General features: G+C 43.1%; 12 protein-coding genes. 7 read left to right on the plus strand and 5 right to left on the minus strand.

The features are described 5' to 3' along the window. Nucleotides 1-30 precede the first annotated feature (30 nt). On the plus strand, nt 31-489 hold the full coding sequence (locus NST34_RS09470) for a DUF2798 domain-containing protein (RefSeq protein WP_076298598.1): 459 nt from the start codon (nt 31-33) through the stop codon (nt 487-489). Between the two features lie 92 nt (nt 490-581). Beyond that, nucleotides 582-4,673, plus strand: a complete 4,092-nt coding sequence (locus tag NST34_RS09475; protein ID WP_341127629.1) for a choice-of-anchor I family protein — start codon at nt 582-584, stop codon at nt 4,671-4,673. A 73-nt stretch (nt 4,674-4,746) separates the two neighbouring features. On the opposite strand, the gene NST34_RS09480 is transcribed toward NST34_RS09475, so the two are convergent. After that, nucleotides 4,747-5,676: a MerR family transcriptional regulator gene (locus NST34_RS09480; RefSeq protein WP_341061684.1), complete on the minus strand. Its 930-nt coding sequence runs from the start codon at nt 5,674-5,676 to the stop codon at nt 4,747-4,749. A 247-nt stretch (nt 5,677-5,923) separates the two neighbouring features. Between NST34_RS09480 and NST34_RS09485 the strand changes: the two genes are divergently transcribed. After that, nucleotides 5,924-7,705, plus strand: a complete 1,782-nt coding sequence (locus tag NST34_RS09485; RefSeq protein WP_341127630.1) for a methyl-accepting chemotaxis protein — start codon at nt 5,924-5,926, stop codon at nt 7,703-7,705. Nucleotides 7,706-8,121: 416 nt separating this feature from the next. Here NST34_RS09485 and NST34_RS09490 read toward each other — a convergent pair whose 3' ends face one another. After that, nucleotides 8,122-9,009, minus strand: a complete 888-nt coding sequence (locus NST34_RS09490) for an NAD-dependent epimerase/dehydratase family protein (RefSeq protein ID WP_341127631.1) — start codon at nt 9,007-9,009, stop codon at nt 8,122-8,124. A gap of 420 nt (nt 9,010-9,429) precedes the next feature. After that, nucleotides 9,430-10,386 (minus strand): RNA polymerase sigma factor, encoded by a 957-nt coding sequence (locus tag NST34_RS09495; protein WP_341127632.1) that lies wholly within the window; start codon nt 10,384-10,386, stop codon nt 9,430-9,432. Nucleotides 10,387-10,502: 116 nt separating this feature from the next. Between NST34_RS09495 and clpP the strand changes: the two genes are divergently transcribed. Continuing rightward, nucleotides 10,503-11,084: an ATP-dependent Clp endopeptidase proteolytic subunit ClpP gene (gene clpP / locus NST34_RS09500; protein WP_042186692.1), complete on the plus strand. Its 582-nt coding sequence runs from the start codon at nt 10,503-10,505 to the stop codon at nt 11,082-11,084. A gap of 18 nt (nt 11,085-11,102) precedes the next feature. Beyond that, complete coding sequence (locus NST34_RS09505) at nt 11,103-11,312, plus strand: hypothetical protein (protein WP_231573413.1); 210 nt, start codon at nt 11,103-11,105, stop codon at nt 11,310-11,312. Between the two features lie 39 nt (nt 11,313-11,351). Here the strand turns inward: NST34_RS09505 and NST34_RS09510 are convergent, their stop codons facing one another. Next, entirely contained in the window at nt 11,352-12,359 is a 1,008-nt protein-coding gene (locus tag NST34_RS09510) for a substrate-binding domain-containing protein (protein ID WP_076298593.1), read from the minus strand. A 260-nt stretch (nt 12,360-12,619) separates the two neighbouring features. Here NST34_RS09510 and NST34_RS09515 point away from each other — a divergent pair, with 260 nt between their 5' ends. Continuing rightward, nucleotides 12,620-14,341, plus strand: coding sequence for a glycoside hydrolase family 13 protein (locus NST34_RS09515; RefSeq protein ID WP_341127633.1), 1,722 nt, complete (start codon nt 12,620-12,622; stop codon nt 14,339-14,341). Between the two features lie 68 nt (nt 14,342-14,409). Here NST34_RS09515 and NST34_RS09520 read toward each other — a convergent pair whose 3' ends face one another. After that, nucleotides 14,410-16,296 (minus strand): LTA synthase family protein, encoded by a 1,887-nt coding sequence (locus NST34_RS09520; protein ID WP_341127634.1) that lies wholly within the window; start codon nt 16,294-16,296, stop codon nt 14,410-14,412. A 352-nt stretch (nt 16,297-16,648) separates the two neighbouring features. Between NST34_RS09520 and NST34_RS09525 the strand changes: the two genes are divergently transcribed. Then, nucleotides 16,649-18,139: a stalk domain-containing protein gene (locus NST34_RS09525; protein WP_341127635.1), complete on the plus strand. Its 1,491-nt coding sequence runs from the start codon at nt 16,649-16,651 to the stop codon at nt 18,137-18,139. Nucleotides 18,140-18,155: the final 16 nt, after the last annotated feature.

Raw genomic sequence — 18,155 nt, forward strand, 5'->3', positions numbered from 1 at the left:
ACAATACTGAAAGATAAAAGGAGCTTGAAGATGGGAAGAAACAAAAAAGAAGCATTATTATTTACATTCATCATGTGTGCTTTGATGGTGCTGGGTATGAGCATTTACAATGTAGCGCTGATGGAGGGCTGGTCAGGTACGTTAGTTAAAGATGTGATCATCGGCTACATACCTGCGTTTGTAGTTGCATTTATCCTGGATGTCTTTGTTGTAGGGAAAGTTGCGAAAGGGATCGCACATAAGCTGGTAAAAGAGAATGATCCGATGATCAAAAAAATCATGTTCATCTCCTTTTTTATGGTGACCGGAATGGTGCTGTTTATGTCCTTCTATGGCGCAGTTCTTCATGTAGGGTTCACCTCAGAACTACCGATGGCTTATCTGTCTGCGATAGGTAAGAATTTCATTGTTGCACTTCCACTGCAAATTCTATTAGTCGGGCCTCTTACACGATTTATATTTGTGAAAATTACTCCTGCTACTGCATAGAGAATGTTTACATCACCATTACGTAAATCTGCAGGTTAGGTAATACTATTAATCTATATTGATAGAAACTATCAATAGGAGTGAAAATCTACTTGAAACCCACAGGTAAAGCTATTGTTTCTCTTATGCTTACAGCTGAGATGTTGTTAGGTTCCGCTTGGATGGCAGGTCCAGCAGTGGCTGCATCCGTTCAATCAGGTACGCCTTATACGGCAGACGGTCAATACAATGTGAAGATTCCTCATATTATTGTTAATCAAGTTTATGGTGGGGGTAACACTGCCGATGCATCAGGTGGATTTTTCTCGAAAGGTTACATTGAATTATATAACCCAACCGATTCCGATGTGAGTTTAGTAGGTTGGTCTGTACAATATTCGGATCCTAAGCTCGCTGGGCAATGGAGCAAGTTGGATTTGAACGGAACCATTAAAGCTCATTCTTCTTATCTCATCACCGATGATGCCAACAACAAGGATCACAAAAACGATATCAGTGCCAAAGGCGATCAGTCCTGGCCAGGGATGTATTTTAATAACAAAGGCATGAAGGTTGTTCTACTAAGCAGTACAGACTTGCTGCAGGTTGTGAATCCATTTCAAACAATGTCAAGTAGTTACGTGGACATGATTGGTGTAGCAGCAAATGATGATAATGCTAAGATAGATGGATACGAGACGGACTATCCTACGGGGAAAGCGGAAGGTACTTCTAAACAAAAGTCCGTTCGACGCGTTGATTTCGTAGATTCAGACAACAATAAAGCAGATTTCAAACAGATTAGCTTTGATGCCTTAGATGCTTCAGCTTTGGCCTTGGCAAAGCCACATAACAGCGCAGATGGACAATGGGGAATAAATGTAGGCGATTTTGGCATCGCAACTCAGAATCTTTCAGAAGCAAAGCTCGGATCGCCTTATTCGGTAACATTGTCCGTTTATGGGGGAGTACAGCCTTATTCTTTTGAAGCTACGGGTTTACCGGACGGACTATCACTGGATGCAGCATCTGGGAATATTAGTGGAACTCCGACGAAAGTAGGGGCGGCCACCGTAAGTATCGCAGTGTATGACAGTTCGACACCCCGGAAGAAGACAGAAGCTATAGTACCACTGAATGTGGCGGAAGCCGCAGCACCTTTGACTCCAGATCTACTTAGTGTAACTAAGATCGGCGGATATGCTGTAGGCGTGACCAATAAAGATGGCGGCGTGGCGGAGATCGTGAAGTTTAACCGTGATAACGGCAAGTTCTACCTCGTTAATGGTTCATCTCACCCTGCAACAGTCGATATTGTGAATCTCAAGGACCCTTCTAATCCGCAAAAAGAATATAGTATTAATGTAGAACAGCTATCCGAAGTGGATGGATTTACATACGGAGACCTGACGAGTGTAGATATCAACACCGCTACTAAACGAATCGCTGTAGCCATTCAAGAAGAAGATGCTATGAAGAACGGTAAGGTTCTTGTACTCGATTATGATGGTAAAATGTTGGCTTCTTATGAAGCTGGAGTACAACCGGACATGGTGAAGTATACCGATGATGGCCGTTACATTTTGACAGCGGACGAAGCTGAACCACGCACGACTGTCGGTGATCCTGAAGGTAGTGTAACGATCATTGATACGCTCAAGGACACTTCGATTCAGGTGAAGTTCGATAACCCTGATGTAATTGACGATCTTGTCCATATTCGTGGAGTAGCTGATCCGGTAACTAAACAGATTACGGGCAAAGGTGAAAAAAAGGATGCGATACGTGATCTGGAGCCGGAGTTTGTGGTGCTTTCTGATGACCAGACCATTGCCTATGTAGCGCTTCAAGAGAATAATGCTATTGCTGCCATCGATATTGCCTCCAAGCAGGTTCTATGGGTTAAAGGATTAGGTTTCAAGGATTTAAGCCTTCCTAACAATGCTCTGGACCTGGTAAAAGATAATAAAGTGAATTTAGAAAATGTTCCATTCTTCGGTACGTATATGCCTGATGGTATAGATCAGTACACGGTCGGAGGTAAAACTTATCTGTTCACGGCCAACGAAGGTGACGCAACGGAATGGGATAGTAAAGTGAACGTGAGCTCAGTCAAAAAAATGAAGGGCTCATTAGATCCGGAATCAGATGCGGCTAAGTTTCTGAATAAAAATAAAGATAAATATGATAGTGTAGAAGTTATGTCTGACATGGGCAATGATGGAATTTACTTGTACGGTGGCCGTTCATTTTCCATTTGGGAAGCAGATTCTATGGAACAGGTCTACGATAGTGGCAGCGACTTTGAAAAGATTACCGGAGAACGCCTGCCAGAATATTTCAATGCAAGCAACAGTAACACGACCATGGATAACCGTAGTACCAAAAAAGGACCGGAGCCTGAGTATGTCAAGGTAGGCAAGGTTGGACAAAAAGCGCTGGCCTTTATTGGTCTTGAGCGAATCGGTGGTCTGATGACTTATGATGTGACGAATCCAGAGAAACCGAATTTTGTGAACTATATTAATACACGTCAATTCACACCTGCGAACACCATTGAAACGGACACTGGTCCAGAAGGTATCGAATTTATTTCGGCAACATCAAGCCCGACTGGATTGCCATTAGTACTCGTAGCGAATGAAGTTGGTGGTACTGTGGCCATTTATCAATTGAATGTATCGAAGGTAACACTGAATCGGACTTCTTTGTCATTGAAGGTTGGCGAGGCTTCAGCAACGCTTGAGGCTAGCGTAGTTCCTGCTGAGGGTGGATCGAATGTGGTAACTTGGAGTTCTTCGAATCCAAGTGTTGCTTCCGTTGATAACAACGGAAAGGTCACGCCCTTGGCAAAGGGAACAGCGGTTATCTCCGCCTATAGCGCAGATGGTTATGGCGTAGCTGAATCTACTGTGACCGTATCCGCAGCAGATCCGGTGATTTCAAATCCGGGACCTGGTACAACGGTAACGACTAAAGATCCAGTTAAACAGGCGACAACACCAGCTGTAACCACAGAAGGTAATAAGATTATCGTAGAGGTTAAGGCTTCAGCGGATGCAGAAGGTAAGTTAGTTGCCTCCGTTACTTTGGATATGGTTACAGAGGGACTTAAGTCTCTGGCGAATAATGCTAATGGTCAGTTGATATTCCGCTCTAAGGTTGATGCAGCTTCAGGTGAAGTTCTACTTAACTTCCCGTCGAGTGCTTTTGCGGCACTGACAGGTAGTACTGCAAAGTCAGTTGTAGTTGAAGCAGGAGCTAGTACGATAACATTGGATCGTAATGCACTCTCGGCTGTGCACGCAGCAGCAAAGGGTGAGGACATTAAGCTGTCCATCGGCAGTACGGACACGGATGGGAAAGGCAAAGCTCAAGCTGTGGTTGGCAGTCGTCCAGTAATAAACCTTGCGATTTCAGCTGGCAGTCAGCGTCTCTCTAACCTAGGTGCTGGTTTTGCGACAATAACAGTGCCGTATACACTAGGAGCAAATGAAGATGCTAATGCAGTCGTAGCTTATGATTTGACGAATGCGGGGCAAGCGGTTGTACTAGCAGGCAGTAGCTATAACGCAGCAAAGGGACAACTGAATTTCCAAACTTCACAATTCTCCACGTATGCAGTAGGGTACAACAAAGTGAGCTTCTCTGATATTGGCAGCAGCTTTGCTAAAGATTCTATTACGTATTTGGCAGCTCGTGATGTAATTACCGGCATTGGTGAAGGTAAGTTCGGAGCTAAGAGTCAACTAACCAGAGCAGATGTTACCTTGCTCCTAGCACGATTAGCTGGTGTTAATTTGGGCGCAGAAGGAGCAGGAAACTTCACAGATGTTAAGGCTGACGATTATTATGCGGCAGCGGTAGCGTGGGCTAATCGCAAGGAAATTGTTACCGGAGTAAGTGATGGACAGTTCAATCCTCGGGCAAATGTAACTCGTGAGCAGCTCTCTGTCATGATCGTGCGATTAGCGAAAGCTATGAACTGGACATTGCCTGTAAGTGGCGACAGTTCAGCTTTTGCGGATCAGAAGTCGATAAGCTCTTATGCTCTTGAAGCAGCCGCAGCTGCTCAGCAGGCAGGAATTATTTCAGGCAAGCCTGTTGCAGAAAGTACGGGGCTTAACTTTGCTCCAAAAGATACAGCGACTCGTGAAGAAATAGCTCAAATGTTAGCGAAGCTGTTAAAGCTGAGTCAATCATAAGCGATCATCATATTTTTTGATGATAATAAAAACGCTCTCCAATGCCATGATGGGCAAAGGAGAGCGTTTTGTTTTATGCTCTCTTTTTTACAGGTTCGAGCAGATTTAATACATACTCATTTCCGCTGCCTTTGGGACTATCGTTACGGATATGCTCCTCAAGACATAATCTTGAATCGTGGTCAGCTTGATAATCAAGGTTATTATCCAAAAAACTCATCAGTGCTTGCCATGAGCCGTAGATATCATCACTGCTTTCCGTCATCGCATAGAGACCGCCGTCGAACCGCATCTCTTTAAGGTGGCTTGGTATTTCTACATTTTCAGGAATGGAGGCACAGAATCCATAGCCATAAGGGTTATTCTCACCACTAGGATGCGGATTTGTATTCCCGCCAAATAAACGTGCCGTCCCCAAGAGGTGTTTAACTTCCAACCATTCCAAGACAGGTAGCATAGCTTCATCCTCTGGGGATGTACTGACTGCAATGTTATAAGCAAATCTCATAGTTGGAAGTGTAATGAATCTTACATGGATAGGTGGAGAGTGTTTAATTTTTGTCATAGATAGAACCTCCTCATTCTCATTCAAATCATCCAATGTATTGCATGATTCTTCATTCAGCTCTAATAACAAATGGTTAGTTATGGACTCCTCCGTACGTGCGGATATTAATTGTAATAAGAAGCGGATTTCGCGATCTTTTTGTGTTAGCTTGGATTTCTCATTATGAATTGAAGCGGATTGCTGAAGAAGTGTTTCATACAAGGACTGTACGGACATGTTCTTTAGAACGGTTCCGATATCTTTAATACTAATATCAAGCTTTCTTAATAATGCAGTGATTTGAATGGCAAGGATTGCGTGCTCATCATAAATTCGCCAACCCGAGCTAGCCTCACGGTGACTTTCAAATAATCCTTGTGCTTCCCAGTGACGCAACGTCCGACTCGTCAGTCCGATTTGCGTAGAAAGCTTATCAATGGTCACAAATCCACTCATAGACAACTCCCGTTCTATAGATTGATAAGGCGCCCTATGAGAAGTATTTTAGCACTTAACGTTACGTCAATTGCAATAGGACAGTTGTGAACGTGTACTCGACAAAATTTACATTTCTCATACAAAACTGTGTCCGGTATTTAATGTACAGCTTCTACAATTTAGATATTAGTAAAAAGTACCTATTGCCATATGAGGCTTTATACGGAGGATGATATTGTTGAAGGCTAGGTCTATGCATCTATCAATGAAGTGGAAGTTGATCTTGAGTTTTTCTGCCGTGGTTCTATTCTTTCTAGGGGTAGCGCTATACCAAAACTATAAAATCAATCAAGTAAAAATCTCTATGGAAACACAAAAAATGGAGATGGAAAAAAGAATTACAGTATCCACCATTACTCAACTGCTTCAAGAAATGAACAGTGTGGAGACCTCTCTAGCGGGTTCTAGCGATTTAGAGTTTACTCAGCCTTTTAAAGACAAACAGACAAAGTTAATGGAAGAATTGGGCAAAGTGAAGTTTGAAGCAGATTCGCCAGCGTCTAAGGAGTTAGAACAATTACATAATCAAGTTGGAGGATATACAGGCTATTTTGACGGATTAGTGAATACCATAAAGGACGAGCAACTTGATCCCATGGCCGTTCTGGAACGAATAGATGAATTACATACGAAGGCGCTAGCTATGAATAAAGCTATGCTGGAGACCAATGAGAAACTATATACCGCTGCAGCAGAGAACGCAGAGAAGGCTCAAGACTATTCTTTTGATTTGTTAAATCTGACTAGTTCTATGGGGGCTTATGCAGCAATACTAGTATTCATTTTCACACTTATTATTGCTGTTATGCTTATTCGTTCCTTCCTGAACCCTATAAATAAGCTGCAAGTAGCTCTACGTAAAATTGCTGAGGGAGATTTGCGGCAGCAGATTAATTCGCCATATAATGATGAGCTAGGAAGTCTGAGTCATCATTTCGACCATATGGTGTTGCGGGTTCGAGAGATGCTTCAGCAGACCCAATCGGTAGCTTCTTCGCTCGCGACTTATTCGCACTCTTTTCAACAATCTTCATCGATCACCGCTCATACGAACCAAGAAATCGTAAGCACAATACAGGAAATCTCTGTAGGCGCTGAGCAGCAAGCCGGACAATCGGAACAGAGCGCAAGCTTGATTCAGGAATTGGAACGGGAAGTTCATGAAATTACGGAATATACCGAGGTTATGCTCTCGACAAGTCAAACGGCTAATCACAATACTCGAAAAGGTTCTGAGTCCGTCATCGCTTTGCGCGAGGTATCAGAGCACTCACGTGAGTCTGTGAATAAAGTATATCTTGCTTTAACTAAATTGAACGACCAATCGAAGGATATCTCCAGAATTACCAAATCGATCACAAACATTTCAAACCAGACCAACATTCTCTCACTAAATGCAGCGATTGAAGCAGCGCGGGCGGGAGTTTATGGGAAGGGCTTTGCTGTCATAGCAGATGAAGTGAGACAATTATCTGATCAGACCAAAGAGTCCTCCGTACATATCAGTCAGATTATTAACGAGCTGCAAGCAGGGATGGATGAATTTCAGCAATATATGCTGGAGACCAAAGGAAATCTTGAAGAACAGGATCAAAAAGTGGCAGAAACGTTGTCGTCTTTTGAAGCGATAGATCAGTCGATCGTTGAGATTAGTAAGCAGATTGGGCAAATCCATGACAAGGTAGATATGACACAGACTATGAATCGTAGACTCGCAGAGTCTGTTCACAACGTGGCTGCCATTGCTGAGGAAACTGCGGCAGGGGTTCAGGAAGTGAATGCCTCTAGCGTACAACAGGACAACGCGATCCACGACATTGCCCGCCAAGCTGTTGAGATTAATGAGATTTCGCAAAAATTATTCAAGGAAATCAACGTCTTCAAGATTAATTCGGACATAGTAGACGAGATTATCGCTGGGGATGACAGTGACTCACCTGGCGCTGAAACGCCTGAGGAGCGCTCTTATTTGACAATCTCCGCATAGGTAGGGAGAGGTTTGCTTCTTGATCGGATGCACACATATAGGGAGTGACTTGATTTGCTAGTTCTGTAATGTTAAAAGGTAGCTAAGAGGGAGACTTCTGGTTGCCTTTTTTGTGGTTAGTTGTATTTAATGCAGCTATTAAAGTTTGTGTTTTCTGCTATGAGTGTTTAATTGCACTTAGTGCAATTATTTCTACGAGAATTGGCTGTTAGTGGTGTTTAGCTAGATTTTAATTGCACAGAATACAACTAAAGTTGAACCTAAGCCTGATTGGCCTGATTTAGTTGTATAGAGTGCAATTATTTAAATATTCGCAGAGGTTTTGTACAATGAAAAAGCTGCTCTATCGTAGATGAACTCTACTTTGGAGCAGCTTTTTTGTCGTTTAGATAAATGAGGGAGGATGAGGGCGTATATTACTCGTAGGTTTTGTTCAGAGAGCTAACTAGCTCTGGGAGCCAGTTCTTTAGATTGAGAAACTTGTATCCCGCCGACTGGGCTTTTGTCGTATTCATAAACCAGGATTGTTCAATTCCGAAGGGTGACATATGCTCGTCTGCGGTTTGCTTCTGGATGAGGGCGTGTTTCTCTGTTTCTTCTTCAATCATTGTGAGAATATCCTTAATTCTAACCGTACCGTCTGAGCAAGCGTTGAACGGTCCTGTCATAGTTGAGCTACAGCCGAGCCAATATAGGAAATCAGCAGCTTCATCCGAACGGATAAAGGAGATATGTGCTTCGGGATTCGGTATACCCATAGGCAACTCATTACGGACATGCTCAATATGAAAATGAAGTCTTCGCGTATAATCATCTATGCCCAGCACAATTGGAAAGCGAACCGTGGCGACTGGAAAGCTAGCCTGCTGCATGAAGACGGCTTCCGCCTGTCTTTTTCCTTCTTGATAGGTGAAATCATTTCGCCCTCCGTGGCGGATAGGGTAAGTTTCAGGATCGAAAATGTCCTCGGTCAGCGCTTCTTCACTGAAATCATAAACGGATAAACTTGAGGTGAGGATATACCGTTTCGTTTTACCATCAAAAATCCGGCGTGCCTGATCCGCTTCGTCCGGTGAATAACAAATATTATCGAACACGACATCCCATAGTGTATCTCCTACCGCCTGAGCGAGCTCGTTTGCTTGGAAACGGTCCGCATGGATCCGGTGAACGTGATCTCCAAAGGAATCGCTAGTTTCCCCGCGTGTAAGTATTGTTACGTCGTTTACGGAATCTTGTAGCAATCGTTCAACTAACCTTTTTCCAAAAAAGCGCGTGCCGCCTAAGATAAGAATTTTCCTCATTAGATATCACTCCTAACTAACATTAATGTTTATTTATAAGTCTAATTAAAGGTTTCCATAGAAAGCAGGGGAATTGTACCTTAAAGAGTGATGAGTGGTGATGAATGAAGCATAAAGATATGTGAGGAGATTTCATTAGTGTGATTGTACTTTGTGCAATAGAATTTAAACTATATAGGACATAATTTGATTCTATTGCACTTTATACAATCAAAAGATGAGAAATCGACTTAAAAGTCACTTTTATTAAGAATCTATTGCAGATAGTGCAGTAGATTCGTTTTTGACCTAACTCACAAAACATACCTATCTCATCAAACTCACACTTTTCAAAACTAATATTTGTTCGGTTATAACGTAACGTAATGTGCTTCATTTGGCTAAGCTTACTCCAGTATTACGAAATAGCGTCACGAAAGACTAAGCCACCATCCGCATTCCTGGCTCGGAATAGTTCCAGCCCATAGAGCTGAATCCGCCAGATTGGAAAGGTTGAACGCTTTGGAAGCTCTGGAAGTTTTGGCTGGACACGGCCATTACAGTTTCTTGACTTTCATCTGCAAGGACAAGCTCAATCAACTCGGCGATTTGTCCTTGTTCATAGGCGGATGCAAGACGATTCAAGGCAATCTGTAGTTCCGTCTCCTGCAGTATGGAGGGGCCGTTAGATTGAAGAAGTTCTTGTCTGACTGCAGGGAGGGCTTGGCGGGCTCGATGCAGAGCAGCTTTGATGGCTCCTTCTGTGGTGTCGAGGATTTCGGCAGCTTCGCTTCCGGAGTGCTCGAATACATCGCGGAGCAGGAACACTGCTTGCTGCAGTGGAGACAGATGCTTCTGTAAGGCTTGAAAAGCAGCCTCAATCTCAAATAAACCATACTCTGCTGCTTCCTCTGTCCGTGGTTGATCCATTTCCAGCACTCGTGACAACGTGGCTTTTCGCCGCATAATATCTGTCCAGGTATTTCTGGCAATCCGCAGGAGGAGTGCTTCGGGATTGGGGTGATTCGTTAGTGTTGTGGAATTTGTACTACTAGTAAGATTTGACTTGTTCATATGATCTGAATTGTTCAGTTGACCTGTATTGTTCATTTTGCCTGTATCGTTCATTTGGTTGTGTTCATTCATTTCCTTCGAATGTTTGGAAGTCTTCATATAGCCCAGTGCTTTGACCCACGTATCCTGAGCCAAATCTTCGGCTTCCCACGGGGATTGTGTCAGTGCAAGGCAATACCGCTTCAGGGCCATTTGCAAAGACGTGGTATGATTCTCATCCGGTTCATGGCCGGCGCTAAGCTTCTCAAGGCTGATCACTCTGCATAACCCCTTTTCCGGTAAAGTGCTTTCGGTTACTTCTAATAATAAACGAATGAGCTCCAAATTAAGATACGCAATAATAAAAATAATATTTTGCCCGCTTAACGTATCCTATCCATAGACTAATCCGTTTACAAGGTAGATTTCAAATAAAATAAACGGATGGAGGTCGCATACGCATGGCGTACATTCCTTATGTCATTGAACAAACGAATCAAGGGGAAAGATCCTACGATATTTATTCGCGGCTCTTAAAGGACCGAATTGTGTTTGTAGGGGCGGAGATTGAGGATCAATTAGCGAATAGTGTTGTTGCCCAATTGCTGTTCTTATCAGCTGAGGATCCAGATAAAGATATACACATGTATATCAATAGTCCAGGGGGCTCCGTAACAGCGGGATTAAGTATTTATGACACAATGCAGCTCATTAAACCGCAAGTAAATACGATCTGCACAGGTATGGCGGCTTCCTTTGGTTCACTTCTATTGTTAGCTGGGGCTAAAGGTAAACGTTATGCGCTGCCGAATAGTGAGATTATGATTCACCAGCCACATGGTGGTGCGCAGGGGCAGGCCAGTGATATTGCGATTAGAGCCAAACGTATTTTGAAGCTACGGGAAGTGCTTGTCCAGATTACAGCGGACCGAACCGGACAGACGGTGGAGAAGGTACAACAAGACATGGATCGGGATTATTTCATGTCAGCCGAGGAAGCAGTGGAGTACGGGATTATCGACAAAGTTATCACAAATCTGTAAGTCGAAGGAGTGAAGTGAATGATGCTGGAAGCTTTGCAGGGCAAAGAGGTAACCATTTATTTTGTAGATGGCTCTAACGCTAGAAAAGGCATTTTGGAAACGGTAACTGAGAAGTTTATCAAATATCGGACAGAATTTGAGGAGCTTTATATTCCCATGACTTCCGTCTGTTCCATTACACTAGATACTAAAGGACGGGAACGCGCCCGTGTAGGATTTACACAATAACCATTATCAGATTTAAAAATAGGGTTAGGGAAGCTTTCCCTAACCCGTACTTTCACGAATTGCCAAATAATGAGCTACATTTGCATGATGCTGAATACCAGTCTCCCCTTTAATCAGCTTGATTAAAGTTCGGGTAGCAGTCATTCCAATCTCCGTTCCGGAGTATTCCACCGAGGACAGCTTGGGACGAACGACAGAAGCGATAAAGCTATTATCGAATCCGAACACCGCAACATCCTCTGGCACCCGAATACCGTTATCGATCAGAAAATTCATAGCCCCTACAGCTATCCAATCTGTGGAGCAAAAAACCGCAGTAGGTAGTTCCCCGCTATCCTTAATCCGGCGCATAGCGTCACTTCCATCTTCTACGGCCATTCCACTTTCTACTACCCATTCTTCTCTTAAGGTAATGCCTGCATCCATAAGTGCTTGTTGATAGCCGCGATATCGATCGCCACCCACTGCATTATCTCCAGATACCCGGATCATGCCGATGCTTCTATGTCCTTTTTGAATCAGATAAGTAACGGCTTCATAGGAGGCGGTAACATTATCCAGATGGACAGAAGGGATCGAATCAATCTGAGATTGTTCTCCAACTAACACGCAAGGTGACCCGGATTTCTGGATAATCTCCAAATGCTCCTTACTCGGAACCGAGCCTACATATATATAACCCTCAGTCCCCATATGGTGGAATAAGTTCAAATAATGAAGTTCACTATTAACACTTCCGTCTGTTAACCCGACCAAAACATCATAACCATATAGCTCGGCGAGATCACGTATGCCAATATTGAAATCATCAAGCACGGTATTACTGTTCTGCGGAATAATGACACCAATCAGAGGTGTATCCGATCTACCTGCATCTGAACCGATGACATTAGGGCGGTAATTCATTTGTTTCATGGCTTCCAATACACGCTTACGAACTTCCTCGTTTACTGGTTTGCTGTTATTGACAACCCTTGAAACGGTAGCTATTGAAACGTCAGCCATTTTGGCTATATCTTTAATTTTTACCTTCAAGAATATCACCATAACTTTCCAATCTTGTATTCGTTCTAGAATATATCGCAAGCATATCACGGATAGCTTCAAGAATCCAAAAGATTGTTATTGACCGGGAAAATAAAAGATCCTATAATGATCGCATAGGAAAATAATTTCCTTGAATAAACCCTAAATAGATAGTTTTTTAGTCGATAATCTTAAGTTTTATTATGAAAATCACTAATTCGTGAATTAAATAGGAAAATATTTTCCTGAGAGGGTATATGAATACGAAGGAGCTGCATACATTGAACAGAACATGGTGGAAAGAAGCCACAGCGTATCAAATTTACCCACGGAGCTTTATGGACAGCAATGGCGATGGTGTTGGAGATCTGCAGGGAGTCATCTCAAAACTTGATTACTTACAGGACCTTGGCATCAATGTCATTTGGATCTGTCCTATTTATAAATCCCCGAACGATGATAATGGATATGATATTTCAGATTACCAGGATATTATGGCGGAGTTCGGCAGTATGGCTGATTTCGATCAGCTATTAAGCGAGGTTCATGCACGGGGCATGAAGCTGATTCTGGATCTTGTCATTAACCATACTTCTGACGAACATCCTTGGTTTGTAGAAGCACGTTCCAGTAAGGACAATGCGAAACGCGATTATTATATTTGGAGAGATCCTAAGGACGGTAAGGAACCGAATAACTGGGAGAGTATTTTTAGCGGTTCGATCTGGGAGTTCGACCCTGCTACAGAGCAATATTTCATGCATGTGTTCTCCAAAAGACAGCCTGATCTCAACTGGGAGAATCCTGAAGTACGTCAGGAATTATACGGCATGGTTAATTGGTGGCTGGATAAAGGGATCGACGGTTTCCGAGTGGATGCTATTTCACATATTAAGAAAATCCCAGGTCTACCTGATCTGCCAAATCCAGATAGTCTTCCGTTCGTTTCGTCCGGTGCAGGTCATATGAATCGGGAAGGAATTCACGATTTTCTTCAGGAACTGAAACAGGAAACATTTGATCGTTATGACATTATGACCGTTGGTGAAGCGAGTGGTGTTAGTGTCGATCAAGCGGAAATGTGGGTAGGCGAGGAGCAGGGCAAATTCAATATGATTTTTCAATTCGAGCATTTAGCACTTTGGAATAAGAGTGTTACGGGTGGCTTGGATGTTCTGCAGCTGAAATCAGCACTTTCCCGTTGGCAAAAAGGTCTTGAGGGTAGAGGCTGGAATGCATTATTTATCGAGAATCACGACCAACCGCGTTCAGTTTCCACTTGGGGAAATGATGGTGAGTATTGGAAGGCATCGGCCAAATCGCTGGCTACGATGTATTTCCTAATGCAAGGAACACCGTTTATTTATCAAGGTCAAGAAATTGGGATGACTAATGTACGATTTGATTCCATGGATGATTATGATGATGTGGCGATGAAGAACCTGTATCGTTTAGAGACAGAAGCCGGAAAATCACATGAAGAAGTCATGGAGGTTATCTGGAAGAACGGCCGCGACAATTCTAGAACGCCAATGCAATGGGATGACTCTGAGAACGCTGGTTTCAGTAGCGGCAAGCCTTGGATGAAGGTCAATCCTAATTTCACGGAGATCAATGTGGAACGTGCGAAGCAGGACCCTGATTCCATCTATCATCATTATAAAAAGCTAATCGCACTTCGGGCCGCTAATCCTATTACCGTTTATGGAACCTATGATTTGATCCTGCCTGAAGATGAACGAATCTACGCTTATACTCGTACACTTGGCAATGAGAAATTGCTGGTCATGTCAAACCTGACTTCAGAGGAAGCGCTGTTCGACCTTCCGTTTGATTTGGAATTTGACTCCAGTGAGTTGCTGTTGAATAACTATGAAGTTGACCCTGCCGAGAAGATCGAGACAGTGGCATTACGCCCTTACGAATCTCGTGTGTATATGCTGGTTAACGCGCCTGTAGAGCAAGAGGTAATTCTTAAGAGTGTGCCTGCAACAACGGTTTAATTATTTTAATAAACGCAAGAATGCCCCTCGGCCAATGGCTAAGGGGCATTCTTTTTATTGAATATCAATTATTTGCTCTGTTCGCCATCATCCGTAGAAGATAAATCCGGCCGTTGCAGAATATAACTATTAGACATATTCAGGAGCCGCTGAACGGCATCAAATTGCGCTTGTGTCGAACCGCCCTCAGTTTCAGATCCGTCGATTAGGTCATAGTTATTTCCATCATCGTAATCGACACCAGTCAAGTACAAGCTTGTGTCATTAATAAAAGAACCAGTAGGAAGAAAATGTCTAACAGGTAGCAGATTGGTCTGTTGATTCATCAGATCTTCTCCGAAGTGGAGCTGGTCCTTCATAGAAATCCCTAACAGATTAGCTACAGTTGGTAAGATGTCAATCTGACCGCCAGTTTGGGTATACACAGTAGGTTGGTCTATGCCGGGGGCATGAATTATGAAAGGAACGTTGAACATATCGGTATATCCATACTCGTGTCCGACCATTTCCTCCATTAATGATTTCTCATTGCCGTTAAGGGAATACAGGGATACACCTTGATGATCTCCGTAGAAGACAATCACGCTATCGTCCCATAACCCGCTGGACTTCAGTTCGTCTAGAAATTGTCCCATGGCGTAATCCGCATAATTTTGGGCTAAAATATAGTCGCCGACTAAGGTCCCTTCATACCGTTTAGGCAACGTCATTTTAAGTTTAGATTCTGGCATTTTATAAGGGTGATGAGCGCTCATAGAAATGACCATCGCGTAAAAAGGATCGTCTTTCGCATCCATTTTGACTAATTCAGGAACAGTCTTGGCATACAGCACCTCATCGGAAGATCCGAATGCAATATGATCATCATCTCCATAGAAGGACTGATCGTAGTATTTATCAAAGCCTAGCACCTTGTATAAGGTTTTGCGGTTCCAGAATTCTACGCTATTGGTGTGAAAGGTGGACGTGTTATATCCATTAGCTTTCATCAGCTTGGGCAGACTTGGAAGTTCCTTAGTCATATAGTTGGATGAAGTGGCTACTTCGTGATGAGGAACATAGAGAGAGGTGTTCACTACAAACTCAGCATCCGATGTTGTTCCTTGCCCCGCATTTGTATAGAAGTTATTGAAATAATGTTCGCTTGAAATAAGTTTATTTAGATTGGGAGTTACTTCCTGTCCGTCAATGCTTAAGCCAAGCAGGAAATTCTGAAAAGATTCCATCTGCACTACAATGAGATTTTTACCTTGAGCCGCTGCCCAATGCTTCGGAGAGACGGGCTCCGTAATCCCCTTTGTAGCGTCCACAGACTGCTGCGTAATTTCTTTGCTGTCGATCATTTCTTTCTTTTCTGTGGTGTCGGCAAAAATGGTATATACCTCGTAATTGAGAATCCCCATACGCTCTGCCTTTTTGTTCTCGTTCATACTGGCATGATTCGGCCAAATATTAAAGACACAGATCGCAAGTGAAACACTGATGATCCCAAGCAAGGCGGTTCGGTTCATACGCCGGTTCATGCCTCTTTCTTTCCAGATCGCAATATACTTTGGACGGAACATAAAGAACATGAAGACTACAATATCCACAAAAATGAACAAATAGTAAGGATCCAGCAAGGAGTATGTGCTTTCTCCGACCTTGGTTACCTTATCTGCCTGTTGCAAAGCATGGTAAGTGGCAATTACGCCGTAATATTTGTAATACATCAGGACGGCAAAATAAATTACTGAAATTAATAAGTTCGCAATCATGTAATACAGAAACTTCCGTTTGGAAGCCATCCACTCAATGAGTCCAAAGACGATAAAGAAGAACGGAATCTCTGTGAGCAGCATGCTCCAATTAGGGCCGTCACTAAATACCACGAACCAGGCCACTGCGCATTTTAAGAGCAGGATGAAGCTAAAAATTAGAAAGGGCTTGTTTTTTATTTGAAAATCTTTTTTCATTCGTTATCATCCTCTCTGGTGCAAAACACACTAAAATCCTGCATAACTCTGTATGTTGTGGGAATCCGTTGCAATATGCCGATGCTTATTATGCTCTTGAAGTTTTTGTGTGTCAAAAGACGGACGAGAGACCTAGAGCGCAGCAACAAGCGATTTATGCCATATAAACAGTTAAAATCAGCTTCAATCCTAAACTACAGGTTAAAGCGTATAAATTGATTTGAAAAATTACAGTTTCTCGCAACTTTACATAATATTCCACAGTCTATATAAGAAGATTGAATACAGTGGGGGTCTCTATTGTTGCAGATCAACAGTTTGACCCTACCGATTCTAAAAGGAGTGATCTTAAGTGGGAAGACAAATTTCAAGCATTAAAATTCAGATAAGACGAATAGGTATTGTAGTTGTTGGGGCAGCTATTATCCTAGCTACAGCCTCACCATTATTCGTAAGAGCGGAAAGTGTTGTGAATTTCCCGGATGAAAAGAAGTTATTGTCTGGCATCACAGGACTGGATGCGGGGGATAGAAGCGCTTATGCCATCACTGCGGATGGAACAGCCTGGGCTTGGGGTGGTGGATACGGCTCTATTGGTAATGGGGCAACCACACCAGCGTATACTCCAGTCAAAATGCGCATCGATCATGTTAAGCAAGTTTCAGGTGGCTACCGTCATAATTTGATGTTGAAAGATGATGGAACAGTGTGGGCAGTAGGGGGGAACGAACATGGACAACTTGGCACTGGAGCGCAGTCCTCGACAGTCCTTCTAGAGCCGGTTCAAGTGAAGGGGCTAACGGATGTGATTTCTGTTTCAGCAGGAGACACATTTAGCATAGCGCTTCGCAAAGACGGAACGGTATGGGCGTGGGGAGGCAATGAGCAAGGAGAACTCGGTGATAATTCGGGGAAAAACGGGCTAACACCGGTGCAGGTGAAAGGACTACCCTCCATTTTAGCTATAGCTGCAGGATCGAATAATTCAGTGGCACTTGGGAACGGCGGAGAGGTGTGGGTATGGGGCTCATCTAAAACTAGAGGCATTAAAAAGGATGCGGTTCTAAAGCCTACCCTACTTAAAGGCGGCGGGGAGTATAGAGCTGTTGATACTGATGGGTGGAATGGAGTAGCTTTGAGATGGGATGGTACCGTTTGGTTATGGAATAATTACACAGATATGAATCCGGGTGGAACTTTACAGCCGATTCAGATTCCAGGACTCACTGATGTCGTATCGATGACAACGGACTCAGCAGTAAAAGCCGATGGAACCGTATGGCAGTGGACAGTTGGCGATAAAAATAAGATGGATGTTAAACAGATTAGTGGTATTCAAAATGCAGTTTCGATTACCAGCGGGAACAGAAATCATTATGTGCTCTTAAAAGACGGTCATGTTCTTGCATGGGGAACGAATGAATTTGGACAGACTGGGTTGGGGGTTAGAGATTTTATGATTGACATGCCTCAGCCCGTGAAGAAATCGATACAGGTCCTGTTGAACAATAGTGAAATGGATCTGACCATGCCTCCTTTACTGCTCAACAATTCTACTTACGTTCCTTTAAGAGGAATATTTCAGCATATGGGAGTGGATGTACGTTGGGACGTTCCATCGAGATCAGTTATTGCCGTGAAGGAATCTACATCTACTACGCTGATCTTAAATTCGGTTAATGGACAAACGACAGTGAATGGAAAAGTAATAGCCACAGATCAAAAGCCAGTCTTTATTAATGATAGTGTATATGTACCTTTAAGACTGGTGAGTGAAATGTTAGGCGCTAAGGTAGAATGGGATGCCGAAGCTTATGCTGTTCAAATCCATTCAAACCAATAAAAAACAGCTCGAAATT

Origin of the sequence: Paenibacillus sp. FSL H7-0714, assembly GCF_038003765.1 — a bacterium.
Lineage (GTDB): Bacteria > Bacillota > Bacilli > Paenibacillales > Paenibacillaceae > Paenibacillus_AQ.

What these genes read in the sequence shown, in the direction of transcription:
- NST34_RS09470 (WP_076298598.1), top strand. Translation starts at nt 31, where the DNA reads ATGGGAAGAAACAAAAAAGAAGCATTATTATTTACATTCATCATGTGT.
- NST34_RS09480 (WP_341061684.1), bottom strand. Translation starts at nt 5,676, where the DNA reads ATGAGTGGATTTGTGACCATTGATAAGCTTTCTACGCAAATCGGACTG.
- NST34_RS09485 (WP_341127630.1), top strand. Translation starts at nt 5,924, where the DNA reads ATGAAGTGGAAGTTGATCTTGAGTTTTTCTGCCGTGGTTCTATTCTTT.
- NST34_RS09490 (WP_341127631.1), bottom strand. Translation starts at nt 9,009, where the DNA reads ATGAGGAAAATTCTTATCTTAGGCGGCACGCGCTTTTTTGGAAAAAGG.
- clpP (WP_042186692.1), top strand. Translation starts at nt 10,503, where the DNA reads ATGGCGTACATTCCTTATGTCATTGAACAAACGAATCAAGGGGAAAGA.
- NST34_RS09505 (WP_231573413.1), top strand. Translation starts at nt 11,103, where the DNA reads ATGATGCTGGAAGCTTTGCAGGGCAAAGAGGTAACCATTTATTTTGTA.
- NST34_RS09510 (WP_076298593.1), bottom strand. Translation starts at nt 12,359, where the DNA reads ATGGTGATATTCTTGAAGGTAAAAATTAAAGATATAGCCAAAATGGCT.
- NST34_RS09520 (WP_341127634.1), bottom strand. Translation starts at nt 16,296, where the DNA reads ATGAAAAAAGATTTTCAAATAAAAAACAAGCCCTTTCTAATTTTTAGC.